At 47.8% G+C, this 24,734-nt stretch carries 21 protein-coding genes; 6 read left to right on the top strand and 15 right to left on the bottom strand.

What is annotated here, in order from left to right; all coding sequences use genetic code 11:
* Nucleotides 1-38 precede the first annotated feature (38 nt).
* Entirely contained in the window at nucleotides 39-638 is a 600-nt protein-coding gene (gene rpsD, locus MH144_RS12515; RefSeq protein ID WP_239300226.1) for a 30S ribosomal protein S4, read from the top strand.
* Between the two features lie 508 nt (nucleotides 639-1,146).
* Here rpsD and MH144_RS12510 read toward each other — a convergent pair.
* Nucleotides 1,147-1,356, bottom strand: coding sequence for a helix-turn-helix transcriptional regulator (locus MH144_RS12510; RefSeq protein WP_095359399.1), 210 nt, complete (start codon nucleotides 1,354-1,356; stop codon nucleotides 1,147-1,149).
* A 298-nt stretch (nucleotides 1,357-1,654) separates the two neighbouring features.
* Between MH144_RS12510 and MH144_RS12505 the strand changes: the two genes are divergently transcribed.
* Nucleotides 1,655-4,771, top strand: coding sequence for a penicillin-binding protein 1A (locus tag MH144_RS12505; RefSeq protein ID WP_239300224.1), 3,117 nt, complete (start codon nucleotides 1,655-1,657; stop codon nucleotides 4,769-4,771).
* 141 nt (nucleotides 4,772-4,912) lie between these two features.
* Here the strand turns inward: MH144_RS12505 and acsA are convergent, their stop codons facing one another.
* Entirely contained in the window at nucleotides 4,913-6,637 is a 1,725-nt protein-coding gene (gene acsA, locus MH144_RS12500; RefSeq protein ID WP_239300222.1) for an acetate--CoA ligase, read from the bottom strand.
* A 271-nt stretch (nucleotides 6,638-6,908) separates the two neighbouring features.
* Between acsA and MH144_RS12495 the strand changes: the two genes are divergently transcribed.
* Nucleotides 6,909-7,541, top strand: a complete 633-nt coding sequence (locus tag MH144_RS12495) for a GNAT family N-acetyltransferase (RefSeq protein ID WP_239300220.1) — start codon at nucleotides 6,909-6,911, stop codon at nucleotides 7,539-7,541.
* A gap of 134 nt (nucleotides 7,542-7,675) precedes the next feature.
* Here MH144_RS12495 and MH144_RS12490 read toward each other — a convergent pair whose 3' ends face one another.
* The 4 genes from MH144_RS12490 to MH144_RS12475 form a co-directional block, all read right to left on the bottom strand.
* Entirely contained in the window at nucleotides 7,676-8,371 is a 696-nt protein-coding gene (locus tag MH144_RS12490) for a 5'-methylthioadenosine/adenosylhomocysteine nucleosidase (RefSeq protein WP_239300218.1), read from the bottom strand.
* A 139-nt stretch (nucleotides 8,372-8,510) separates the two neighbouring features.
* Complete coding sequence (gene ccpA, locus MH144_RS12485) at nucleotides 8,511-9,518, bottom strand: catabolite control protein A (protein WP_095290204.1); 1,008 nt, start codon at nucleotides 9,516-9,518, stop codon at nucleotides 8,511-8,513.
* 92 nt (nucleotides 9,519-9,610) lie between these two features.
* Complete coding sequence (gene ytxJ, locus MH144_RS12480) at nucleotides 9,611-9,958, bottom strand: bacillithiol system redox-active protein YtxJ (protein ID WP_127537844.1); 348 nt, start codon at nucleotides 9,956-9,958, stop codon at nucleotides 9,611-9,613.
* Between the two features lie 122 nt (nucleotides 9,959-10,080).
* Complete coding sequence (locus tag MH144_RS12475) at nucleotides 10,081-10,494, bottom strand: hypothetical protein (RefSeq protein ID WP_239300216.1); 414 nt, start codon at nucleotides 10,492-10,494, stop codon at nucleotides 10,081-10,083.
* 268 nt (nucleotides 10,495-10,762) lie between these two features.
* Between MH144_RS12475 and MH144_RS12470 the strand changes: the two genes are divergently transcribed.
* Complete coding sequence (locus tag MH144_RS12470) at nucleotides 10,763-11,293, top strand: type 1 glutamine amidotransferase domain-containing protein (RefSeq protein ID WP_239300214.1); 531 nt, start codon at nucleotides 10,763-10,765, stop codon at nucleotides 11,291-11,293.
* A 127-nt stretch (nucleotides 11,294-11,420) separates the two neighbouring features.
* Here the strand turns inward: MH144_RS12470 and ptsP are convergent, their stop codons facing one another.
* The 4 genes from ptsP to aroA all read right to left on the bottom strand — a co-directional run bounded on the left by ptsP (nucleotide 11,421) and on the right by aroA (nucleotide 17,244).
* On the bottom strand, nucleotides 11,421-13,181 hold the full coding sequence (gene ptsP, locus MH144_RS12465; protein WP_239300212.1) for a phosphoenolpyruvate--protein phosphotransferase: 1,761 nt from the start codon (nucleotides 13,179-13,181) through the stop codon (nucleotides 11,421-11,423).
* Complete coding sequence (locus MH144_RS12460) at nucleotides 13,178-15,058, bottom strand: glucose PTS transporter subunit IIA (RefSeq protein ID WP_239300210.1); 1,881 nt, start codon at nucleotides 15,056-15,058, stop codon at nucleotides 13,178-13,180. Before MH144_RS12460 ends, ptsP begins: the two co-directional genes overlap by 4 nt.
* A gap of 234 nt (nucleotides 15,059-15,292) precedes the next feature.
* Nucleotides 15,293-15,727 carry a CoA-binding protein gene (locus MH144_RS12455; protein WP_095290193.1) on the bottom strand — a complete coding sequence of 145 codons (435 nt, stop codon included), beginning with the start codon at nucleotides 15,725-15,727 and terminating at the stop codon, nucleotides 15,293-15,295.
* 221 nt (nucleotides 15,728-15,948) lie between these two features.
* Entirely contained in the window at nucleotides 15,949-17,244 is a 1,296-nt protein-coding gene (aroA, locus tag MH144_RS12450) for a 3-phosphoshikimate 1-carboxyvinyltransferase (protein ID WP_239300208.1), read from the bottom strand.
* Between the two features lie 147 nt (nucleotides 17,245-17,391).
* Here aroA and MH144_RS12445 point away from each other — a divergent pair, with 147 nt between their 5' ends.
* Entirely contained in the window at nucleotides 17,392-17,697 is a 306-nt protein-coding gene (locus MH144_RS12445) for a rhodanese-like domain-containing protein (protein ID WP_239300206.1), read from the top strand.
* Nucleotides 17,698-17,919: 222 nt separating this feature from the next.
* On the opposite strand, the gene MH144_RS12440 is transcribed toward MH144_RS12445, so the two are convergent.
* The 4 genes from MH144_RS12440 to MH144_RS12425 form a co-directional block, all read right to left on the bottom strand.
* A complete protein-coding gene (locus tag MH144_RS12440) occupies nucleotides 17,920-18,429 on the bottom strand; it encodes a shikimate kinase (RefSeq protein ID WP_239300204.1) in 510 nt (169 codons plus the stop codon).
* 245 nt (nucleotides 18,430-18,674) lie between these two features.
* Nucleotides 18,675-20,084, bottom strand: coding sequence for an NADP-dependent phosphogluconate dehydrogenase (gene gndA / locus MH144_RS12435; RefSeq protein ID WP_239300202.1), 1,410 nt, complete (start codon nucleotides 20,082-20,084; stop codon nucleotides 18,675-18,677).
* Between the two features lie 172 nt (nucleotides 20,085-20,256).
* A complete protein-coding gene (locus tag MH144_RS12430; RefSeq protein WP_239300200.1) occupies nucleotides 20,257-20,856 on the bottom strand; it encodes a hypothetical protein in 600 nt (199 codons plus the stop codon).
* 455 nt (nucleotides 20,857-21,311) lie between these two features.
* The gene (locus tag MH144_RS12425; protein WP_239300198.1) at nucleotides 21,312-22,607 is read right to left on the bottom strand and encodes an MFS transporter; all 1,296 of its coding nucleotides are present in this window, start codon (nucleotides 22,605-22,607) and stop codon (nucleotides 21,312-21,314) included.
* Between the two features lie 177 nt (nucleotides 22,608-22,784).
* On the opposite strand from MH144_RS12425, the gene MH144_RS12420 reads away from it, so the two are divergent.
* On the top strand, nucleotides 22,785-24,260 hold the full coding sequence (locus MH144_RS12420; RefSeq protein ID WP_095290184.1) for an aminotransferase class I/II-fold pyridoxal phosphate-dependent enzyme: 1,476 nt from the start codon (nucleotides 22,785-22,787) through the stop codon (nucleotides 24,258-24,260).
* 153 nt (nucleotides 24,261-24,413) lie between these two features.
* On the opposite strand, the gene MH144_RS12415 is transcribed toward MH144_RS12420, so the two are convergent.
* On the bottom strand, nucleotides 24,414-24,731 hold the full coding sequence (locus tag MH144_RS12415) for a DUF1292 domain-containing protein (RefSeq protein WP_095290091.1): 318 nt from the start codon (nucleotides 24,729-24,731) through the stop codon (nucleotides 24,414-24,416).
* Between the last annotated feature and the right edge of the window lie 3 nt (nucleotides 24,732-24,734).

Raw genomic sequence — 24,734 nt, 5'->3', positions numbered from 1 at the left:
CCTATATGAACTTTAACTAAAAAGGAGCTACTATAAACATGGCACGTTACACTGGTCCTAAATTTAAATTGAGCCGTCGCCTCGGCATTTCCCTGAGCGGAACAGGCAAAGAATTGAAACGTCCTTTCCCTCCAGGTCAGCACGGAGCTAACCAACGCAGAAAAATGAGCAACTACGGTATGCAGTTGCAAGAAAAACAAAAACTTCGCCACATGTACGGTTTGGGCGAAAAACAATTCCGCACTCTGTTTGCTAGAGCGCAAAAAATGCAAGGTATCGCGGGTGAAAACTTCATGTTCTTGCTTGAGTGCCGCCTTGACAACCTCGTATACCGTCTTGGATTTGCTAACTCCCGTGCAGGAGCACGTCAGTTGGTATCCCACGGTCACGTAACAGTAAACGGTAAAAAAGTCGATATCGCTTCTTACCAAGTAAGCACTGGCGATGTAATCGGCTTGCGCGAAAGAAGCCGCGGTCTTTCTTCCATTAAGGAAGCTTTGGAAAACCGTTCGCATCTTCCAGCATACCTTGAATTCAATGACACTGCTGTAGAAGGTAAATACATCCGTCTGCCTGAGCGTTCGGAGTTGTCCCAAGATATCGACGAAAAACAAATCGTCGAGTTCTACAACCGTTAATCGTTGGATTGACATTAAAGCTTCAGATCAAACAGCTGTCGAGATTTTCTCGGCAGCTGTTTTTTTTAATGTTTTAGTCAGAAAAACATAACAGATATGTGATGATCTTAATACTTTAGGAACTTATAGACAAAGTACGTCAGAGATGAAAAAATACCACTCATCATGATAATGATTGCTGATTCAAACACCTCTATTCTGATTCCGAACTGATATATTACCAGAATTGTGATTATCACTAATATCATGACTATAAATCCGAGTGAAAATGAAGATTTACAATGTGAAATTACTCTTTCGTCACTTTCGGAGTGCCTAGCCTGACCAGTCCCTTTTTTGTCCGTTGTCAAAATGATAAAGTTTAGAATGGAACACCCCAGTAAACCAAATCCCAACGGCATGGCGAACGACAAATCAGGATTATTCAACGCAAACTTCTGATAAAGAGCAATCGAAAAAACAAGCAAGCCGATGATACACATAGCAATAGAAACTAGAGTCCATTTCCTCACTGTCCATTCCCCTCTTCCTCAAAAATAAAAACTTGTTCAATATTTTTTTGAAATACCCGGGCAATATGATGAGCCAGCAAGATCGACGGATTATATCGCCCTTTCTCCAGCGAAATAATGGTCTGACGTGATACTTTAACTTTCTCTGCCAAATCCTGTTGCGTCATGTTAAGCTCACGACGGTAGATCTCAATTTTATTCTTCACCAGTATCATTACCTCACTCTAATTTGTAAAGCTTGCTTTACACAAAGCATACATTCTATTTCCAAAAATGTAAAGCAAACTTTACACTTGGATCAATATAATAAATCAGACTGCCGGAAAGCACCTCCACTTTATACCGAACATCTTCTTGTATCCTCATGATATGGTACTCAACCAGGCATAATAAATAACATAAACCAAAATAATGGCAATTTTCGACCATTGCTTGTATTTCTCAGGCATGCAAACCCGCCTTTTTATGCTATAATAAGTGCTGTTAAAAGGAGGAAGACACTGAATGGTTGATGTTAATAAGAAAAAGCCCGATGAACAGCCTGCCCGCAAGCGCAGCTTCGCCCGCAGACTGGGCAGTGTCGTCAAATGGATGGTTGTCCTGGGATTCATGGGGGCGCTATTTGTAGGCGGTGCTCTGATGGGATACGTCAGTTCCATTGTAAAAGACGAGCCCGTCCGCTCCAGGGCCCTGATTGAGCAAAAAGTCAGCGAAAACTCCATCACAGGCTTTGCTTACTTTGCCGACGGTAGCCCGATCGGTCAATTACGTACGGAAGAAGACAGGCGTCCGGTCACCTTCGACCAGATACCACAGAAAGTTATTGATGCTGTCATATCGATTGAAGACAATCATTTTTACGAACATAAAGGTGTAGATATGAGCGGTACGCTCCGAGCCGTGAAACAGAAGGTGCTGAAAGAGTCTGTGCAAACAGGCGGAAGTACGCTGACTCAGCAATTGGCACGGCGTGTGTTCTTGAATCTGGATCGTACCGAAGACCGCAAAGTGAAAGAGATCTTGCTCTCCTTGCGACTTGAACGATTCCTGACCAAAAACGAGATCATGACCGCGTATCTGAATAAAGTTCCTTTTGGTAATGGCTCCAGTGGATACAATGTGTATGGGATTAAGGCAGCTGCCAAAGGATTGTTCAACATTAATGATCTGGAGAAAATAAATACGGCTCAGGCTGCCTATCTTGCCGGTTTGCCTCAGCTCCCCTCCTCTTACTCTGCCTTTAACGGAAAAGGCGACTTTGTGGAGGATAATTTTGAGCGTGCAATCAACCGCCAGCATCTGGTTTTACGCCGTATGCTTGAACTTGGCAAAATCAATCAAACTGAGTATGACGAAGCTCTTGCTTTTGATATTAAGAGTTCACTGGCACCGAAGACCGTCAAGGCTTACAACACTTATCCATATCTTATGATGGAAACCGAACGCCAGGCTGCACAAATTTTGATGAAACAAATGAATACAGACACAGCCGCTGAAGGAACTTCCGAGGGTTCAGATTCTACCGAGGATGGGACTCAAAAGGAAAGCAGTGCGCTGCTCGAAGAAGCTCAGCAGCAATTGCGTACAGGTGGATATCGCATATACACAACGATTAACAAAAGTGTGTACAAAACCATGCGTACCATTGCCGAGAATGACAGCAATTTTGCTGCGGATGATCCCAAAAAAGGAAAAGAACAGACTGCAGCCATCATGATTGATCACAAAACCGGAGCTATTCTGGGCATGATTGAAGGCCGGAGCTTCCAGGATGAACAGATGAACTACGCAACCCAGATGGTTCGTCAGCCAGGTTCAACGATGAAGCCTATTGCCGCCTATCTGCCTGCTCTGGAAGAAGGATTGGTTCAACCAGCGTCCATCATTGATGATTCACCGATCATCCTTAAGGATGGAGGCTCTAACGGGTTCCATATTCCGAAGAATGCGAACAATCGTTATCAGGGACTTGTAACCGCTCGTAGAGCACTGAACTATTCCCTGAACGTTCCTGCGCTAAAACTCTTTAATGAAGACGTCGGGATCGAAAAAGCCTGGGCATTTTCCAAGAAGCTTGGCATAACGACCATTCAGCAGCAAGACTATCAGGCTCAGACTGGTGTTCTGGGGGGACTCCAGTACGGTGTAACCGTGGAAGAACTTACGAATGCTTACGGAGCTATTGCGAACAATGGGGTATATAACGACTCATACATGATTAGCAAAATTGTGGACTCCAAAGGAAATATCGTTTATAAGCATGAATCCGAGCCTGTCCAGGCATTCTCCGAACAGACGGCGTACCTCATGACAGATATGTTAAGAACCGTAATTACCGAAGGTACTGCGGATAAGGTACGCGAAACGTATAAGTATACGAAAAGTGCACCTGTCGTAGGAAAAACCGGTTCAACGCAAAACTATGCGGATGTCTGGTTTGAAGGCTATACACCTGATGTTACGCTTGGTGTATGGGTTGGATACAAACAGCCTGTTAACACCCTTGAAACCAAATCTCAGCGTAAACGTGCCCAGCAGCTCTGGTCTCAGATTATGAATGAAGTCGTTGCAACCGACAAGGAACTGTTCGTGACAGACTCATTCAAGAAACCATCAGGCATTGAAACACGCACGGTATCTGCTTATAGCGGCAAATTGCCAACATCACTGACTGATAAATTTGTAACCGATATTTTCAACAGCAAATTTATTCCCAAAGATAGTGATGATGGTGTCGCCAAAGCGAAATACATTACCTACAATGGTGTAAACTACATCCCGCGTGATGAAACACCTAGCGATATGCTGAAGGAGAAGACGGTTATTAAACGGAAGAAACCGATCTCCGATCTGATCAAGGAATTGCAAAACGCTTTCTCACGGATGAGCCGCCACGAATCTCTTGCCTATTACTTGCCAGAAGATGCGGATGAAGATATGCCAACACAAGTCGATCCGAGATCAGACAATGGCAAGGCACCAGATGCACCAGGGAATGTGAGGATCTCCGTTGCCAATGGCAAAGCTGTAATTACATTTAACGCAACACCTGAAAATGACGTTGTCGGATATCGCTTGTATCGCTCCGTAAATGGTGCCGGCTTCCAGAACCAGGGCCAGGTTGTCCTGACAGGTGAGTCCAGATCATTTACAGCATACGCACAAGGCGGGAACTTCTCCTTCTATGTCACTGCTGTCGATGTAGCCGGCAAAGAGTCCTCTCCTAGTGCTACGGTTAGCAGTGCAGGAATGGCAGATCCACTCCCGGATGAAGAAGTAAAAGAACCGATCAACGTTCCCGGAACCATCGTTGAGCCGGAAGAGAATGAGAACGATAACGCCGCGACCACTGTTCCAGGTACCCCTGGACAGGTTAGCGTAGCAGCTCTCTCCCAGGGATTGCGCATTCAATGGGCATCCAATCCGGAGAGCGATGGTGTACAGAGCTATGCCGTGTATTACAGTGAAACAGGCTCTGCCCCTTATACCAAGATCGGAACAACATCAGGTACCTCGATGGATTACGGCGTACCTGCCTCTACAAGCGGATGGTTCAAAGTATCCGCCAGCAACAGTGTAGGAGAATCCGAACCTTCCGTTGCCGTTCCTTATCAACCGTAAGGATTGCCGTAACGCTCGTTTTTCAAGCCCCCACCCTCATCATTAGAGGATGGGGGCTTTTCTTCATATTATAAAAAGCCTGATCTGCATCTTACGCAAATCAGGCTTGGTCTTAAAATACAGGTGCCGCGTGTTCGGTTATTAATCTTCAATGGTGGACAGATCACCTGTCGGCAAATCGAGCTCCCAAGCCTTCAGCACACGTCGCATGATTTTACCGGAGCGAGTCTTGGGCAATTTCTCCTTAAACTCGATCTCTCGCGGAGCTGCATGAGCAGACAAGCCCTCTTTTACAAATCGATAGATCTCTTCCTTCAACTCAGGAGTCGCTTCATAACCCTCACGCAGCGCTACAAACGCCTTAATAATCTCACCGCGCGTTACATCCGGCTTACCGATGACTCCGGCCTCTGCAACGGCAGGATGTTCTACGAGCTTGCTCTCCACCTCAAACGGACCAATACGTTCCCCGGAAGAATTGATTACATCATCAATCCGGCCCTGGAACCAGAAATACCCTTCTTCGTCCATATACGCCGAATCCCCGGATACATACCAGCCAGACAGCCTGAAATATTCATCGTATTTGGCCGGGTTGTTCCAAATCTTCGCCATCATGGATGGCCAAGGCGTACGTATGGCGAGGTTTCCCATGCTATATGGAGGGAGCTCCTGTCCCCGATCATCAATAATGGCTGCTTCAATTCCGGGCAGCGGCCGCCCCATGGAGCCAGGCTTAATCGGCATCTCAGGATAGTTACAAATCAGCTGGGCTCCGGTCTCTGTCATCCACCAGGTATCATGAATTCGCTGACCATAGGCTTTCCATCCCCAACGTACCACTTCCGGATTGAGCGGTTCTCCAACCGACATTACATGCCGCAAGCTGCTGAGATCATGTTGTGCGATAGTCTCGTCCCCTGCACCCATCAGCATGCGGAACGCGGTCGGGGCACTGTACCAGACGCTGACTTTATTTTTCTCAATGGTGCTGTACCAATCTTGCGGGCTGAACCGGCCCCCACGAATAACATTGGTCACTCCATTCAGCCACGGAGCAAAAATTCCGTAAGAGGTACCTGTTACCCATCCGGGGTCAGCCGTACACCAGTACACGTCATTTTCCCGTAAATCAAGAACGACCTTGCCTGTATAATAATGCTGAATCATGGCATTTTGGACGTGATAGACACCCTTAGGCTTGCCCGTAGAGCCCGATGTATAGTGAATAAGCAAACCATCCTCACGATTCAGCCATTCCACTTCCATTTCGTCCGAGGCTGCAGACATCTCTGCGTCAAAGTCGATTAAACCCTCCTCGGTCTGGGTACCTCCACCGACAACAAAGATATGCTTCAGTTCCGGCAGTTCCGCACGTTTAATGCGTCCTAGCAGTTCTGGAGTTGTGACGAGGGCTACGGCCCCGCTATCTTCCAACCGATCCTTGACTGCCGTCTCCATAAAAGCCTCAAAAAGAGGTCCAGCTATGGCTCCTGCTTTTAACACACCGAGCAGGCTGAAATATAACTCAGGACTTCTCGGCATGAAAATAAATACCCGGTCTCCCCGGACAATGCCATATTTGCGCAGGACATTCCCAAAACGATTCGATTGCTCGCTCAAATCAGCAAAAGTATACGCTTCTTCACGCGAGGCATCACTGTATAACAGTGCCGTTCTCCCGCCTCTTCCTTCCAGTACATGACGATCGATCGCTTCATGCGCCATGTTGACTTTTCCGCTGGCGTGCCACGTAAAGTGCCTCTCCACCGATTCCCAATCAAACCGGCTTCGGGCCTCTGTGTAATCGCCCAGGTTAGATTCAGACACAACCGTTTGCAGCATCTCACCATGTGCTTGACTCATGCTTGCCAGCCTCCTTCAACTCGACATTTCGATTTCCCGTAATGGGTTACTTCTCATTGCCTTTGTGTTGACTGAACTTCCAGTTAGCGCTTACATTAATAGAGAGAAATTCTCATCATGTACCTGTCTGGCCAAACCAATGAACTCAAATCTGCTTGAATTGTGAACGTTTTTTGTCTACGCAATTATAGCAAATCTACACAATCATCGTCTATGGGTTTTCAATTTTTTGATTTTTTGCTATAAGTAGGGGGAGAGAGGAGCATGAACCATGGAGCATATCAAGGAGTATCATATGCGTTCCATCTTCAAGTCCAGCCACCGAGTCACGGTAGAAGGCCCTGTGCCTCCCGAGGCAATCACCAAGCTTGCGTTCCATCCTGATCTGGATGCCTTTCGTCGTCCTTCTGAACAGCAGGAAGCACTTGCAGAAATTGCGGCACTGCCTGAAGGAAGAATTATCATCGCACGTGAAAATGAGACGATTATCGGATATGTTACATTCCACTATGCGGATGATTGTGAGCGCTGGTCCGAAGGTAACATGATGGATCTCATTGAGCTCGGAGCTATTGAAGTAGCCGACGAATACCGTTCACTGGGAGTAGGACGCGAGATGCTGCTCACCGCATTTGAAAATGGACAGATGGAAAGATATATTGTTTTCACAACGGAATATTACTGGCATTGGGATCTGAAGGGCAGCGGCCTCTCCGTCTGGGATTATCGCAAAATGATGGAGCGACTGATGCAGACTGTGGACATGACCTGGTACGCCACGGATGATCCCGAGATTTGCTCTCATCCGGCGAACTGTCTCATGGTGCGCATCGGCAGTGAAGTACCCATGTCTTCCGAGGAACAATTCGACCGTGTACGGTTTCGTCATCGTTTCATGTACTAATACATTTATTGAAATATATGTACCAAAAAACCGCCTCTCTAGGCAGCTCCAGATGACAAAATGGAACTACCCACGAAAGGCGGTTTTAGTTTGTAAACTCATGCTTTTATTGCAGCTTCTGAACGAGACTCCAATTACATATTTTCAAGCATATGCTCGACAATCCGATGGGAACGCTGAGAAGATTGCACGGTAAATTCAGCAAAGTTCACATGAGCCGACCCGTCCGCTTTATCAGACATGCCACGCAGCACAACAAAAGGAACACGATTCATGAAACTAACCTGAGCGACGGCAGCGCCCTCCATCTCCGCACATGCTCCATCCATTTCGGTATACAGCATGTTCACGGTCTCCTTGCTCGCAATAAACTGATCTCCGGACAATACTTTACCAATCTGATATTTAGCCCCCTGCGCCTTACAGGCTTCCTCTGCTAACGCAATCAGAGCAGGTTCCGCCGGGAATGCAGACGTTTCCTGATACGGGATCACTCCTCGTTCAAAGCCGAGAGGAGTCACATCCATGTCATGCTGAACGCACACGGAGGAGATTACGATATCTCCAATGTTCAGTTCAGGGTTCACTGCGCCCGCAACACCCGTAAATATAATCCGGTCCACTTGGAAACGATCGATCAGAATTTGCGTGGTCACCGCCGCGTTCACTTTGCCGACACCCGATTTGCACACCACGATCTGTTTGCCCAGCCATTCACCCGCCACATACGTAATACCGGTTTGCTTCACCGTCTCCAGCTGCTTCATGCCAGCCAGCAGAAGTTCCACTTCTTCATCCATAGCTCCAATGATCCCAATCGTTTCCTTCATCCTCGCTACCTCCTATTCACTTCCGGACCTATCCGGTTCGCCTGATTCATCCTCATGAAGCACAAAAGCTCCGTCTCCGGAGCTTCCGTATATCCATTATGTAGAGAGAATTCCTTCTCCCTTTTCTAATTGCTTTTGCTTAGCCAGCATGACTTACTGACAGACGAAGAATTGTTTCATGCGGCAAAATAACCCGTGGGTTCTCCACATTTTCCTTCTTCATCAACTTGGTGAGCAAACGCATAGCTACTGCGCCAAGGTCATACATCGGCTGTGCCACAGTTGTCAATTGAGGACGAACCATGGAAGCCATGCGAATGTTATCCACACTAATGATGGAGAAGTCGTCAGGTACCTTCAAGCCTTCATCCTGAATGGAGTGAATGGCACCAATGGCCATTTCGTCTGTTGCAGCGAAGATAGCGGATGGTCTCTTCTTCAGTCCGAGGAAATATTTCATTGCTTCCACACCGGACTCGTAACGATAGTTACCGATCCGTACCAGATCCTCCTGATATTCCATTCCCGCCGCTTCAAGTGCCTTTTTGTAGCCTTGGAAACGAGCATAACCGTTCGCAGGATCTTGCAGTGTACCACTGATCATCGCAATTTCCTTATGTCCATGACGAATCAATGTGTTCACCGCATCAAAAGCTGCAGCTTCGTGGTCGATATCCACGGAAGGATATGTTCCCTTCTCGTCACTCGTTGCACAGAGCACGATTGGCACAGCCGCAGACTGAAACGCCTGAATATGTTCATCCGTTACCGTTCCACCCATGAAGAGTAGGCCATCTACCTGTTTCTCCAGCAGCGTGTTGATGACACGGATTTCTTTTTCCTTCTTCTTGTCCGCATTACACAAAATAATGTTGTAGTGATACATATTCGCAATATCCTCGATCCCGCGGGCAATCTCTGCGAAAGTCGAGTTTGAAATATCCGGAATAACGACCCCGACCGTGGTTGTCTTCTTGCTCGCCAAACCTCTGGCTACCGCATTCGGACGATATCCCAACCGCTCGATGGCTTCATATACTTTTTTGCGCGTTTGTGGCTTAACATTCGGGTTGTTATTTACCACCCGCGATACCGTTGCCATGGACACACCAGCTTCACGTGCCACATCATAAATGGTTACCGTCACAGTACTTCTCTCCATTACCAGTAAATTTTCATACCATTTTCATTAAGATTTATATTACGACAAATTTTTGCATTAATCAATTAAAATAGGCTTTAGGACTCACTTAGAGCATTCGTGAGTGTGGACGAAGTAATATCCGAATGGGAAGTATGCCATACAGGAATTCCTTTTTTGACCAGAATCGCCTGCGGAGATTCGTGCTTAACTCCCAGCTTGTCGGCTGCTTCATTAGACACAGGTCGATCTTCCACTACGTAAATGATGCCATAGTTTACATTTTCATTAGGATTATTTTGCAAATAATTGTTCATCTCCTGATAAGCATTCGCGCTGATCGGGCAGCGTGTGCTGTGCTTAAACAGAAGCAAGGGTTGGTCTTCAGTAGCCTCCACTGCGGAGTTTAGCTGTTCAATACTTGTCATTTTAGTCATGTCAGCCATTTGATATACATCCCCCTTTTTCAGGAATACCGCTATGTTGAGCGTTTTCACTCTAGGATATCTTAACAAAAAGCGCATGAAAAAGCCAATTTTCATGAAAACAAGCATTTTACACGTCAAAATTAGACAGCATTCGAGAAATGTGCCTGCCACACAAAACCGGACAACTGGCTTAACCTGCGCTCTGTGGTTTCCATCCATTCTTCGTCGCCCGACTTCTGAGCATATCCCATAATATCAAGCAGCAGGTTAATGCGTTCGTTCACAGCTTGCTGCATGTGATGTTCCATCTCGCGATCAGTGGCATCTGGCCTGGCCAGCAGTTGTTCATGAAAGAGATCTGCAAGTTCATTTTGCTTGCCAAAGGATAGATCCTGTTTCACGGGTTGTTCACCTAACTTGCTGATACATTCTTTCAAATCCGGCTTAACCGGCTGTAATACTTCGTAGGAAACACAATCCGTGCATGCGAAAACAGGCACATTCCGAATCTCCACTTTCTTCGCATAAACTACGGTTCTCAATTCCAATTCCATTATATGTCCGCATTTGCACGTTTTGCGCACATTCATCACCTCATTCGTTCTGTACTCGTATACGTTACCATTCGACCTTTTTCCGCTTAAATCCTGCCGCAAACCATAGGTTGTACAAATTACCACTCCCCCCAAATGCAGGTTGTCGAAAATAAGCTTTCATATATGTGTAACCGTTATCTAAAGACGGAAAATGCACAATCATGAAGTGTCGTACAGAATCTGTTACAATATAAGTTGCAGCATCCTAACCACGGCAAAAGGAGAGATGGTTGTGAGATTAACAGGAAAAAAAGTCATCGCACTGGTCGATGAAGAATTTGAAGATCTGGAGTTGTGGTACCCGGTACATCGTGTTCGTGAAGAAGGTGCCGAGGTACATCTGGCCGGAGAGAAAAAAGGTAAAGTCTACATCGGAAAATACGGTGTTCCCGCAGAAGCGGAATACAGCTTCGATGAACTGGACAGTTCACAATATGATGGCATTCTCGTGCCAGGCGGCTGGGCACCTGACAAGCTCCGCCGTTATCCGAAAGTCCTTGAACTGGTGAAGGAAATGCATGCCGATCGCAAGCCGATTGGGCAGATCTGTCACGCTGGCTGGGTGCTGATCTCAGCCAAAATTTTGGATGGGGTTACCGTAACTTCCACACCAGGTATCCGAGACGACATGGAAAATGCCGGAGCAATCTGGAAAGATGAAGCTGTTGTTGTCGATGGACATATCATTTCGGCTCGTCGTCCGCCTGATCTTCCTCCCTATGGCAAAGCATTCTGTGATGCACTTGCTGAAATGTAATCAAGCACACAAAAAAAGCCCTTCGCTCATGGCGAGGGCTTTTTTTGTATCATATTAACTGAAATAGAATAAAAGTGAATATATTAATTTAAAGGTATTTCCTATACATCAATATACATCAATGGATTCAAGAAGCATTGGATCCACTTTGTTCATCAGGATTTCCTGTTGAATCATTATAGATTTGTAAACGCTGCTCAATGTCTGCACTGGTTCTCAGGGCAAAACAATCACGCGCTGCTTCTTTCGCGTCCACCGCTGTTGTGTTCAGTACCCTGTGCTTCACCCGCAGCAGAGATTGAGGTGACATGCTGAGATTACGAATACCCAGCTCCAGCCAAAGTGGAACGGAACGTTCATCTCCTGCCATCTCCCCACACACACTAACCTCAATTCCAGCAGTGCGAGCAGCATCGACCGTTGCACGCAGCATTCTCAGGACTGCCGGATGATATGGATGATACATGTGAGCAATCTGTTCATTCATACGGTCTACAGCCAGTACGTACTGCACCAGATCATTTGTCCCGATGCTGAAGAAATCCGCTTCCTCGGCCAGCAGGTCGGCAATCATGACTGCTGCAGGCACTTCAATCATGATTCCTACTTTAATATGAGGATCATAAGCAATTTGACGCTCATCCAGATCCGCCATCGCTTCACGCAGAACCTCATTAGCCTGTCTGAGTTCTTCCACAGAGGAGATCATCGGATACATAATCTTGACGTTCCCTGCCGCACTGGCCCGTAGAATTGCTGTGAGCTGTGTCTTAAACAGATCCTTGCGGTCCAGGCTGATCCGGATGGCCCGATAACCCAAAAATGGATTATCCTCTTCAGGCAGTTCGAAATAATCGAGCTGTTTGTCACCACCGATATCCAGTGTGCGAATGACCACGGATTGACCTGCCGTCTTCTCCGCTACCAAACGATACACCTCATACTGTTCCTGCTCACCTGGGAAGGTAGCACGGTCCATGTACAAAAATTCCGTGCGGAACAGACCTACACCTTTTGCCCCGTGTTTGAGAGCCAGATCCAGCTCCTTCACGGAGCTGATGTTCGATGCCAGATGCAGCACTGCACCGTCCTTCGTGATCGCATCCACTGTAGCGAGTACCTGGAGCTGTTCCTTTTTCTTCAGCTGTTTGCTGCGAATCATGGTGTAGCGTTCAATTGTTTTGCGATCCGGTTCCGTAAATACCAACCCGTTATCACCATCCACCACTAACATATCCCCAGTGTCCACTGGCATGCCAACACTCGCTTCCAAGCCGGAAACGAGGGGGATGCCAAGCGCACGGGCCATAATTGCCGAATGCGATGTCTTGCCACCGATCAGGGTCACAATGCCCAGTACGTGACTGGGATTCAGATGTGCCAGCTGCGATGGAGACAGTTCCTTGGCTACAAGTATATAAGGTTGAGTATCCGAAGGGAGCGTAATCTCCGGGGCCCCCAACAGATGCTTCAACAATCGGTTACCGACATCCTTGATGTCGATCGCCCGTTCCTTCATATATTCATCATCCAGCAAATCAAACATGGTGACAAAGTGGTCAATGGCTTCTTTTACCGCCACTTCTGCCGCTTTGTACTGTCGTTCAATAATGCCGCGAATCTCGTTCATGAATACCGGATCTTCCAGGATAGCCAGATGTGCATCAAAGATGCTGGACTCTTCCGGACCTACGACTTCCTTGAACTCATTCTTGATAAATTCGATCTCATCCTTCGATGTCCGTATTCCCTCGTACAGCCGTTCGAATTCCTGGGCGAGATCCACCGAATCCATCTTCTGGTCCGGCAGATCCCATTCCCAACTGGGCAGGACAAATGCTTTGCCGATGGCTACGCCTGCAGCTCCGTTGATGCCTTGTATCTTCATTCTACCCCTCCAACGTTCCTGTCATAGAGCACCACGGACATGACGGATGCCTGACCTTTCTTAACTTGCTTAAATGGAGCAAAACTCCATGATTTGACACGATCCGGATTCGTGATCACCATCGGTGTAGTCAGCGATGCTGCCTCTGCCCGCAATACAGCCAGATCAAACTTGATCAACAACTGCCCAGGCTCGACGGTGTCTCCTTCCTGAACGAAAGCTTCAAAATGCCCCTTCAGCTGCGAGGTATCGATACCGATATGAAGCAGGACCTCAAGTCCTTCCCGAGTTGATATACCCAAAGCGTGCATGGTAGGATACAGGTGCATAATCGTTCCGTAGACTGGTGAGACCAGCTCTCCCTTTTCCGGAACAAAAGCCACCCCATCCCCAACCAGCTTTGCAGCAAAAATCTGGTCAGGCACTTCTTCAATTGGCAGCATTTTGCCTTGAACCGGTGCACAGAACAGGACTTGCGGCAAATCCCGCTCAAGCAGTTTGGCGATCTCTTCGCGAATCAATTCCGAATACGTGCCAAATACGACCTGGACGTTACCTCCACCGAGCTTGATCAGCCCCGCAGACCCCATACTCTTCATAGCTCCAGTGTCGATGAGACGGTCGTTGTGCACCGTCAGACGAAGCCGTGTAATACATGCCTCTACTTGAACGATGTTTTCCTTACCGCCTAATGCTTCCAGGATCAATGGTGCCTGGTAAGGAATATTCCCCACCCAATCCTCCAGCATGGAGCCTTCTTCCCGTCCTGGCGTTGGAATCTTGAACGTACGAATGGCCCAGCGGAACAGGAAGTAATAAACCAGCCCATATAGTATGCCAATCGGTATGAGCTTCCAAGCATTTTCTGATAGATGGAAGTTGAGTATGTAATCAATAATGCCAGCGGAATAAGAGAAGCCGTGCCTGATATCAAGCCAATAACCAATCCACATCGCAAGTCCCGACATGACGGCATGTACGATAAACAGATACGGTGCTGCAAACAAAAAGGCAAATTCAATCTGCTCGGATACACCTGTCAGAAAGCAAACCAGCGCAGAAGTGAGAAATGTCTTTTTGATCTTCGGTTTCAGATCTTCCCTTGCCTCCTGAATAATCGCAAAGGCAATGGCAGGTATGGCAAACATCATGATGGGAAACAAGCCTGCCATAAAGTAACCTGCGGTTGGATCGCCTGCAAAAAAGCGTGGCAGATCCCCCTGAACAATGTTACCGTCTGGCGTTTCATACGTCCCCAGCTGAAACCAGAACACATTGTTAAGCAAGTGGTGCAGTCCAAAAGCCACCAATACTCTGTATAGGACTCCGTAAATGAACAAACCAAAACCGCCGAGACTGTATTCCCAAGCGGCGATCGCATTCAGTCCATGCTGTAATATGGGGGCGAGCCACAGCATGAAACAGGAGAACAGCACCGAGCACAGCCCAACGATCAGTAATACAAACCTGGAGCCGCCAAAAAATTGCAATATCTCAGGCAGCTTGATGCTTTTGAACCGATTATGTGTCACCCCGGCCAGAGCGCCGAGAATAATTCCAATTAAAGAAGCTGGCTGTATGGTGCCATCCCCGAAATGGCGAGTCACCTGATCATATATAACGATACCAGCTAAAGCGGCAAGTCCCGCCTGTCCGGCCTGGTTGGAGAGTCCCAATGCTACACCGACAGCAAACATATACGGCAAAAAATAAAAAATACCGTGTCCGGCCACGGTAGACACTTCACCAACAACTTTCAATCCCCAAGCGTCCCAGGGCAAACTGCCAACACTCAGCAAGATTGCGGCTGCGGGCAGGACCATTGTAGGCAGCATTACCGCTCGTCCGAGCTGCTGCAAGGATCCGAGCCAATTCATGGCGACCTCTCCTTTCTATCCTAGATGGTAAGCTTTACGAAACGTTTTGTCAAAGCAAAACGGTAAGCTGCTGGAAATTTGCCGTAATCTCTTTAGATTTGTGACCAAACGGCCACCACAGATACGATCTGAAGGCAAGAAATCAGTTCAAACTGAAGGAGCGCCCGCAGCTCTAAACACAGAAAAATCCCGTTAACTTCAAGTTAACGGGATCCAGATCTATTCCATATTCGCTTAACCGCGTCCGGCACCGCGCAGAACGATGGAGTCCTCTACCTTAATGCAGCGATTCGTTACGGCCGTCATTCCGTTTTCAGCCGCAATCTGTACCGCCTCATCATTGTGAATGCCAAGCTGGAGCCACAATACGTTTGCTTTGATGGCTGCGGCTTCACGAGCTACTTCCGGTGTATATTCGCTGCGACGGAACACATTCACAATATCCACGGGCTCGGGAATATCTGCAAGGGTTGCATATACTTTCTCACCAAGGATCTCTCCCTGTGCTTGTGGATTAACCGGAATGATCCGATATCCTCTGCTCTGCATGGCTTCTGCAACCATGTAGGATGTCCGATCCGATTTGTCCGATAAGCCGACGACTGCGATGTTGCCTGCCTTGCGTAAAAGTTGCCCAATTTCTTCGCGAGTTGGGTTGTTAAATTCCATGTTCAAGCACCATCCTTTTCTGCTTAAAATGCGTGTCCAAAAAGACCAGTTTTCAGTACCGAGAAGATGGGATGAAGCTAGAAATGGAGTAGCGGAGCGTAGGGAAAACTACGTGAGCAACGGACATTTCGGCTGAATTCCATATTCGATGCTGATGATACCGCTAGGCATCCTTCGTAATCAAAAGCGGACTTTTTGAACAACCTCTTAAACGTGTTATTTTACTCTTTTACCCATTGAACCGAGGCGCCAAGCGCCTGCAAATGATCGAAATATTGTGGATACGACTTGGCTACGTGGTGTGCATCCCGAATACGAAGCGGCTCCTTGGAACGAAGGCCAACCACGGTCAATGCCATGATAACGCGATGATCGAAGTGAGCATTAATCTCTACGCCGCCTTCAACGCCTTCCGGACGTCCGTGAACGATAATCTCGGCCTGACGCTCTTCCACGTTAGCCCCTGCCTTGCGCAGCTCGTTCAGGTAATCCGTAATTCGGTCACATTCCTTGTAGCGCAGGTTCTCTACATTATAAAACCGTGAGGTACCTTCCGCAAATACAGCCGCGGCTACCATCGCCAAAACAGCGTCCGTCGCTGCATCTCCGTCAAATTCTACGGCTTTCAATTTTCCGTTACCTTGTACATGTACCACATCATTCTCATGCGTCAGCGGCACTTCCATCATGCGCAGAACGTCAACAATTGCACGCTCTCCCTGTTTGCTCTGTTCCATCAGGCGCAGAATCTTCACATCCGATTGAGTAACCGCCGCTGCAGCCAGAACTGCAGCCGAACCAGGGTAGTCTCCTTGAACGGTATATGTTTGCGGTTGATAAGCCTGACCACCAGGTACGCTGAAAGACATGTAATCATCGCTTGCATGAATAATGATTCCTGCCTGTTCAAGTACTTCGAGTGTTTGACCGATGACCACTTTGGACTTGAGGTCATTCAACACTTCAATGGTGCTGTCTTCTGCAAGAAGCGGAGTAACAAAAAGCAATGCGCTCAAATATTGGGAACTGACTGATCCGGACACACGGATATGTCCGCCTTTGGCATTACCGCCTTTGATCGTGATTGGCAGTCGTCCTTGTTCATGCTGCACTTCAACACCGAGCTGGCCAAGAGCATCAATCAGGTCATCATGCGGACGTTTACCGAGTGAATCTGGATAGGTATTCACAAAGGTAACTTCAGGGCAGAGCGCAGTTACGCCCATTAGGAAGCGAAGCACTGCACCTGCGTTGCCTACATTTAACTCGCGCACATCACGAGGATGGCTGCCGAAGCCTTGAATGACGATCTTGCTGTCATCTTCTTCTAGTACGGCTCCAAGATCACGGATACATCTGCGCATCGCATCACTATCTTCGCTGTGAGCCGGATAATGAATTGTGCTTGTACCTTCTGCCAGAGCTGCTGCGAGCAGGTAGCGGGTAGTGTAGTTTTTGGAGGAAAGGGCTCCAATTTCCCCATTCAGGGTAGGGGTAGGTTTAACGATTACGTCCATGGATGAAATTCTCCTTCATTGATCAGATTAAGCTGCTTAATATATCTGTTACATATAACACGTAGTCCATTCGCCAAATTGACATCCCCCACAAAGCTTGGGTATCATTATAGGCGTTAAGTCCATACAGAAAAGAGGACCTGAATCATGACTCAAATAGCTGAAATAGAAACATCCGAGCTGCGTCGCCGCCTGCAGGCGGGAGAGAAGCTTCAGTTGATAGACGTTCGTGAGGACGAGGAAGTCGCGCAAGGCATGATTGAAGGAGCCAAGCACATCCCGCTTGGACAAATTCCGGACAGATTGTCCGAAATTGAAAAATCCGGCGAGATCATTCTGATCTGCCGCAGCGGTTACCGCAGCGAGCGTGCCGCCGAGTATTTGCAACAGCTTGGTTATGCAGGCTGCACCAACATGGTTGGCGGCATGCTGCAATGGCTGCAGGAAGACTAAGTGATCTGGAGCAGGAATCCAACAAAGAGCTATCAGGAATCGCAACAGGCAATTCACCCTATAGCTTTTGGATTTCGCTCCGCTACAGTCAGTTTTAAACGGGCCAGATGGCCCGTTTTGTTATATTCCCACCAAACCATTGCCCCTTACCCTCTGCATCACAACTGTAACTGCCCCAATATTTGAGGTCATGCTAGACATCGAAATGCAGCGAACACAAGCTTAGACGCGGTAATGCGCTAAAATAAGACGGGACACTTCAGCTGCGGATAACTCAGTTGTATCCACTGTGTAATGGGCAAATTTATATGCGTCCTTCCGTTCCTCCAAAATGCTATGGATGCGCTCCTCCGCATTGCCAGCCAGAAGAGGACGTTTTTCATCCCCGCTCACGCGCTGTACAATGACTGCCGGATCAGCAGTCAGCGCAACAATCCAACCGTTCTTCGACATTACATCACAATTGTCAGAACGCAGTACCACACCGCCTCCGGTTGCGATCACCTGCGACTTCTTTTCCAGGACCGAACATAGCATGCGGCTCTCGGCATCACGGAAATACGACTCACCTTTGTCTGTGAACAATTCCGGAATCGTACAGCCTTCCTCTTTCTCCACCGCGGCGTCCACATCGATCAGCTTGTAACCCAGCTCACGGGCGAGCAGGTCAGCTACCGTTGATTTGCCGGTTCCCATCATGCCTATGAGAATAATATTGTTAGACTTGCTCAAGGGTGTACACTCCTTTATCTCAAGCATTTCATGAGCACTTTTGTCCTATCATAACACAGCCCTGCTAAGGGGGGAAGGCCACACATTGGGTCTGTTGGAAAACAGACTTATAATAAAAAATGACCCGGAAGCATCCGGCACACCGGAACTCCAGGCCATTCTTCAAGAAAGGGTGTCCCAAACTAGCATGGAAAGCACCCAACCTCATATTAAAGCTGTAGAAGCTTCGAATGAACAAATATATATTATTCCATCCAGTTGTGGTGGAAGCTTCCCTCTTTATCCACACGTTTGAAGGTATGAGCACCGAAGTAGTCACGCTGCGCTTGCAGCAGGTTTGCAGGCAAACGCTCTGTACGGTAGCTATCGTAGTAGGACAGTGCGCTGGAGAAGCCAGGTACCGGAATACCTTGTTGTACAGCAGCCGCTACAACTTCACGCCATGCATCCTGGTAGGATTCAACGATGTTTTGGAAATATGGATCCAGAAGCAGGTTTTTGAGTTCTGCATCTTTGTCATATGCTTCTTTGATGTTTTGCAGGAACTGCGAACGGATAATGCAGCCGCCGCGGAAGATCATGGCGATGTTACCGTATTTCAGATCCCAACCATACTCGTCGGAAGCCGCACGCATTTGGGCAAAGCCTTGTGCATAAGATACGATTTTACTTGCGAACAATGCTTTGCGTACACTCTCGATGAACGCTTTTTTATCGCCGGAGAATGCTTCAGCCTTCGGTCCGTTCAGGATTTTGCTCGCAGCTACACGCTCGTCCTTCATCGCGGACAGGAAACGGGAGAATACGGATTCTGTAATCATGGACAATGGTACGCCGAGATCCAGCGCGCTTTGGCTTGTCCATTTACCTGTTCCTTTTTGTCCTGCAGCATCCAGAATAACGTCAACCATTGGTTTGCCGGTTTCAGGATCGTATTTGGAGAAGATATCCGCCGTAATCTCGATCAGATAGCTGTCCAGTTCGCCTTGATTCCACTCTGTGAAGATTTCGTGCAACTCCTCAACGGAAACATTAAGGACGGATTTGAGGAGGTGATATGCTTCACCAATCAACTGCATATCTCCGTATTCAATACCGTTGTGCACCATTTTGACGTAATGTCCGGCTCCATCCGGTCCGATATATGTACAACAAGGATCATCGCCCACTTTGGCGGAGATGGCTGTCAGAATCGGTTCAACCAGCTTGTACGCACTTTCCTGTCCGCCCGGCATAATGGAAGGACCTTTCAACGCGCCTTCTTCACCACCGGATACACCGGTACCGATGAAGCGAATGCCTTTTTCCTCCAGCTCTTTGCTGCGACGTTGGGTATCAGGGAAGTAGGCGTTACCTCCGTCAATAATGATGTCGCCCTCATCCAGGTGAGGCAGTAATTGTTCAATGGTCGCATCAGTCGCTTTACCTGCTTGTACCATGATCAAAATTTTGCGCGGGGATTCCAGGGATGCCACGAACTCTTCAATGGAGAACGTGCCTGTGAGGTTTTTGCCTTCAGCTTCTTTCAGAAGATCATTGGTTTTCTCCGGGGAACGGTTAAATACCGAAACCGTGAAGCCTCTGCTTTCAATGTTAAGGGCCAAATTTTTGCCCATTACTGCAAGTCCAATGACACCGATCTGTTGTTTTGCCATCTGGGTCCTCCATCCTTTGCTCCAATTAATTTTATTGAAATTGACTCTCAACAATACCCCCATTTTAACGGTTTTACGCATGGAAGTGAACCCCGTACCCCTGCTGCGCAACGAGAAAACACCCCAAATGTCTGAGGTGTTCATCGTATTTTCATAAATACGGTCTTCGTGCTCAGCCTTCGAGCATCAGCATGTGCCCGGATAGACGTTTTAACGTCTCTCGGCAGTTGTCTGCTTTCTCTGTATTATCCATCTGAATGGCAGCGTACAGACGCTCCAGTTCATCATCAATTTCCATCCGCAGGAGCATGAGTCGCTCCTCCCCTTCTCGCGATAGAAACATCTCTTCCATCTCCTCCGCCGTCGGCGCGGGTTCCTTTTGAAAAATGACACGCTGTTTGAATCCGGAAACTTCCACGAGACGTATTACCTCTCCAAACAAAATGTTCTCCACCGTCATCTGCTGATCCTTGAAACGTTTAACGACAGCATGCCCGCGTGTATCCCCAATCAGCTTCTCGAGCCATTCCGCCAGCTTGGCGTCCTTAATGATGTAGTCACCTGTCATCTTGTAATTCCCGCTGCGTGTCTGTTGAAAACGGAGCTTTACCAGTTTGCGCCCGGTGCGGACAGACAGGATAAAAAAGGATTCATCCTCGCTCCAATATAGTGAATACCCTTCACGAATAAGGTCTTTGATCAAATTTTGGATATGCCGACGGTTGAACCGCAGCTCCAGATTGCAATATTCAACTTCATAACTCTTATTCACGGCACTCCCCTCCATTTGTACCGGATGTGTTCCGGTCCTCTTCTTCCTGTGCTTCTTTCTTCTTCCGTATCGGCTTACCCTATTTTATACTTCATTTTATGTAAGGGTACTTGGTTATTTGACTATTTTTCATCGAATACTGCAGGGGAATCGATGTTTCCGCGGATGCACAGGGGCAAGCCCCCGAATTTCATGATATAATGGATGCGAAATGGAGGAATACAGAAGAATTTCTCGGGTTTTAACAGCCACGATTTTGATGTATTTCAAATTCCCGGGTTAGAACCGCATATGGAATTGCTGATTGAATCCACCCAAAGATACGTGGGTAGCCTGGGCATCTTCCAATCCATAACATTTATAAACAGTTACCATGTTCTGAATGTGGTGGCTTGCATAAAGCAAAAGGAGTTCCAACACCGGATTCAACCCGGTATAGGAACTCCTTTTTATGTTCATTTGGCAGGGACTGTGCGATACGGTCTTCGCGATAATACGAAATGCACAACCGCGAGCCCCGCCATAACAACAGCACTTCCGATAAATGGAGCCGGGTGACTGATGTGATCCCATAACAACCCCGAAACGATGGGACCCACAACCATGCCGGACCCCTGAAGGGTGAGGAAAAATCCCCAGATGGCTCCTCGCTCCCCCTTCGGTATGAGCGTAGCCACGAATGTATTCCAGGCAGGTAAAATCATTGCATAACTAACCCCTACCATCATAACGATGCCAAACACAACTGGAATGGATGTAATTGACGCAAATGCAAACAGACTTGCAGAGGCGAGTAGGAAGCCCATATGCAGAAATATCGATGTCCCGAATCGATCCACCATCTTACCCACTGGGAGCAGAGCAATCACCGTTATTCCGCCGCCTGCGATTAACAGCAGACTATACAGGTTTGGCGAAATATGAAGGTCTGTTCGGGTATACAACGTAATAACCGGACTGAGGAGGCCTATAACAAAGGACTGCATAAACAGGGCAGGATATACCAGCGGATTGACATTAAGTGTGCTGCGCACCCGCTGCAGGGTCCCCTGTACACTGTTTTTGAGCCTGATTAACGGTGTAAGCAGATGGGGCTTCGGTGGGTATTTAACCGCTTTTCCGGTCGTTTCCGCTGCTGTATGCTGTTGTTCTTCCAACATCACCCGGCCCGGTAGAATCATGGCGACCAAAATAACGAGGACAGCACAGCCAAGAAGGACAAGAAATACGGTGCGATAATCGTGATCGGTACGCTCAAGCAACCAGTTCATGCCTATCGGTCCAAGTCCTGTTCCACCCAGAGCGGCCATTTCCAGCGCCCCCATCGCTGTTCCGTTTTTGTTTTGAGGTCCTGACAAGGCAGTCACCCCCGTCATGGCACAGGGCCAGAGCGGTGATGTTCCCACACCAAGAATCAGACAGGCCAGAGCCAGTCCAAATGCACTTTTGAAAAAAATAATCATGATTACCGCAATCAATGTACAGATCAGAGCCGTCACCATCGTTGCACGAAAACCGATGCGTTCTGCAGCCCAGCCCGATGGTGCCCTGAACAGATTGTCACCCAGGTATTGAAGAGCAAAGGCTACACCAATCACCCCTGCAGACAAGCCTAAAATATTATCCATATACACTGGCAGGACGGCCACCAGCAGTGCTCCTTTAATCACTTCAACCAAAAAAAGCGTTAGCCACATCGCAATAAAAAATGGTGATCGCAAAATTTTGGCTGGTTTGATGTCTGTCTGCATTTCTTATTCCCCTTTCGGTGTTCACCGGCCCATCTCCTATCCATACTGTAACCGTCAGGGATACGCCCAAATCTTAGCAATTTGAAAATTTGTCAAGCCTACCGCTTGCATTCGGTTCCTAATTTGCTATACTCATCTTTGTTTGACATTTTATCAGGAAAGGTTGTGACAGCACTGATGGATCACCGCCGTACGCCGCTGTTTACCGCTTTAAAAAACCACGCGGCACTCAATCCGGTGCAATTTCATATCCCGGGACATAAAAAAGGATTGGGAACGGATACCGAATTTCGTGAATTTATCGGCGATAACGCCCTCTCCATAGATTTGATCAACATCGCTCCGCTGGATGACCTTCATCAGCCAACCGGTGTCATTGAGGAAGCGCAGATTCTGGCAGCCGATGCATTCGGAGCCGATCATACCTATTTTAGTGTGCAAGGCACGAGTAGTGCAATCATGACCATGATTCTGTCGGTATGCGAACCGGGTGACAAAATTATTGTGCCCCGCAACGTGCATAAATCGGTCATGTCTGCCATTATTTTCTCAGGAGCGAAGCCTGTATTCGTATCTCCCGCACAGGATGCCAACCTCGGTATCGATCACGGCGTGACTACAGGTGCTGTACGACGTGCGCTTGAGCGTCATCCTGACGCCAAGGCATTGCTGGTTATTAATCCAACGTACTTCGGAGTATGTACAGACCTAAAAGAGATTGTTGAACTCGCACATAGCTACCAGGTGCCTGTACTTGTGGATGAAGCACATGGCGTACTCATTCATTTCCACGAGGAACTGCCGTTGTCTGCAATGGCTGCCGGAGCAGATATGGCTGCAACAAGTGTGCATAAACTCGGCGGTTCCATGACACAGAGTTCCGTGCTGAATCTGAATACCAAAAACGGATTCGTGAATCCGCAGCGTGTACAGACCATTCTCAGTATGCTGACTTCAACGTCCACTTCGTATATCTTGCTTGCTTCACTGGATACGTCAAGACGTAATCTGGCGCTGCACGGTCACGAAATGGCGCAAAAGGCCATTGATCTGGCCCAGTTCGCGAGACGTACCATTAATGACATCGACGGTTTGTATTGCTTCGGCAAAGAGCTGCTCGGTACGGAAGCAACCTTTAACTATGACCCAACCAAAGTAACCATTCATGTTCGTCATCTCGGCATCACAGGCTATGAGACCGAGAACTGGCTGCGTGAACACTACAATATTGAGGTCGAGCTCAGTGATATGTATAATATTCTGTGCCTGATCACTCCTGGCGATACGGATGAATCGGTGGACATTTTGCTGAACGCACTGCAGGATCTGTCCCGTACGTATTATCAGGTTAACCCTGCACATGAACTTGTGGTTAAGGTTCCGGATGTTCCACAATTGATGCTCACGCCGCGTGATGCATTCTACGGGGATACGGAGGTCATTCCTTTCAAGGAATCTGCAGGACGTATTATCTCTGAATTTATCTACGTATACCCGCCTGGAATTCCGATTCTTCTGCCGGGTGAGGTTATTACGCAAGAAAATATTGATTACATTATCGACCATGTAGAGGTCGGATTGCCTGTAAAAGGCCCTGAAGACCGCAGTGTCACCAATGTCAAAGTCATTGTAGAAGCAGATGCGATTTTCTAAGGAATTACTCTAACGATCTACCCTACCCCATGGGTAATGATATTGAAGGACCAAGCTCCGGCTTGGTCCTTTTTGTTGTTTCATTAGAGCGTGAAAACAAACAAAAGACCCCTTGAGATCAAGGAGCCCCGTTGTTCTAATGCATAAGAAAAATTACTCTTGTCCTGCAACGAGCTCGTTGTATGCCGCTTCAACGCGGTTCCACTCGGCTTCGTCTTCAATATTGTAGAGCACCATTTCCTCGTCTTCTTCTTCCATACGCAGAATGATGCCGTCAGCTTCAGGATTGTTACGTTCCAGCAGGAGCGCATAAACATGGTTTTCCACGTCAAACGTCTCCACCAAAACCATCTCCACGTCATTTCCGTTCTCGTCTGTCAGAGTCAGAAGAACTTCTTCATGCTCGTGGTCGTGGTCATGGTCGTGACCGCAGCCGCAGGCATCGCCGTGTTCATGTGTGTGATCGCTCATTGA

The sequence above is a fragment of the Paenibacillus sp. ACRRY genome, from assembly GCF_022346995.1.
In the GTDB taxonomy this organism is placed as follows: Bacteria; Bacillota; Bacilli; order Paenibacillales; family Paenibacillaceae; genus Paenibacillus.
This window is presented reverse-complemented; position numbering and strand designations above follow the sequence as displayed.

Excerpts from the sequence above, each read along its gene's own strand:
- MH144_RS12475 (WP_239300216.1), bottom strand. The coding sequence starts at position 10,494 with ATGGAATTGGAATTGAGAACCGTAGTTTATGCGAAGAAAGTGGAGATT.
- acsA (WP_239300222.1), bottom strand. The coding sequence starts at position 6,637 with ATGAGTCAAGCACATGGTGAGATGCTGCAAACGGTTGTGTCTGAATCT.
- rpsD (WP_239300226.1), top strand. The coding sequence starts at position 39 with ATGGCACGTTACACTGGTCCTAAATTTAAATTGAGCCGTCGCCTCGGC.
- gndA (WP_239300202.1), bottom strand. The coding sequence starts at position 20,084 with ATGGCAAAACAACAGATCGGTGTCATTGGACTTGCAGTAATGGGCAAA.
- MH144_RS12420 (WP_095290184.1), top strand. The coding sequence starts at position 22,785 with ATGGATCACCGCCGTACGCCGCTGTTTACCGCTTTAAAAAACCACGCG.
- ptsP (WP_239300212.1), bottom strand. The coding sequence starts at position 13,181 with ATGAAGATACAAGGCATCAACGGAGCTGCAGGCGTAGCCATCGGCAAA.
- MH144_RS12495 (WP_239300220.1), top strand. The coding sequence starts at position 6,909 with ATGGAGCATATCAAGGAGTATCATATGCGTTCCATCTTCAAGTCCAGC.
- MH144_RS12460 (WP_239300210.1), bottom strand. The coding sequence starts at position 15,058 with ATGAATTGGCTCGGATCCTTGCAGCAGCTCGGACGAGCGGTAATGCTG.
- aroA (WP_239300208.1), bottom strand. The coding sequence starts at position 17,244 with ATGGACGTAATCGTTAAACCTACCCCTACCCTGAATGGGGAAATTGGA.
- ytxJ (WP_127537844.1), bottom strand. The coding sequence starts at position 9,958 with ATGGCTGACATGACTAAAATGACAAGTATTGAACAGCTAAACTCCGCA.
- MH144_RS12455 (WP_095290193.1), bottom strand. The coding sequence starts at position 15,727 with ATGGAATTTAACAACCCAACTCGCGAAGAAATTGGGCAACTTTTACGC.
- MH144_RS12415 (WP_095290091.1), bottom strand. The coding sequence starts at position 24,731 with ATGAGCGATCACACACATGAACACGGCGATGCCTGCGGCTGCGGTCAC.
- MH144_RS12470 (WP_239300214.1), top strand. The coding sequence starts at position 10,763 with ATGGTTGTGAGATTAACAGGAAAAAAAGTCATCGCACTGGTCGATGAA.
- MH144_RS12505 (WP_239300224.1), top strand. The coding sequence starts at position 1,655 with ATGGTTGATGTTAATAAGAAAAAGCCCGATGAACAGCCTGCCCGCAAG.
- MH144_RS12490 (WP_239300218.1), bottom strand. The coding sequence starts at position 8,371 with ATGAAGGAAACGATTGGGATCATTGGAGCTATGGATGAAGAAGTGGAA.
- MH144_RS12425 (WP_239300198.1), bottom strand. The coding sequence starts at position 22,607 with ATGCAGACAGACATCAAACCAGCCAAAATTTTGCGATCACCATTTTTT.
- MH144_RS12445 (WP_239300206.1), top strand. The coding sequence starts at position 17,392 with ATGACTCAAATAGCTGAAATAGAAACATCCGAGCTGCGTCGCCGCCTG.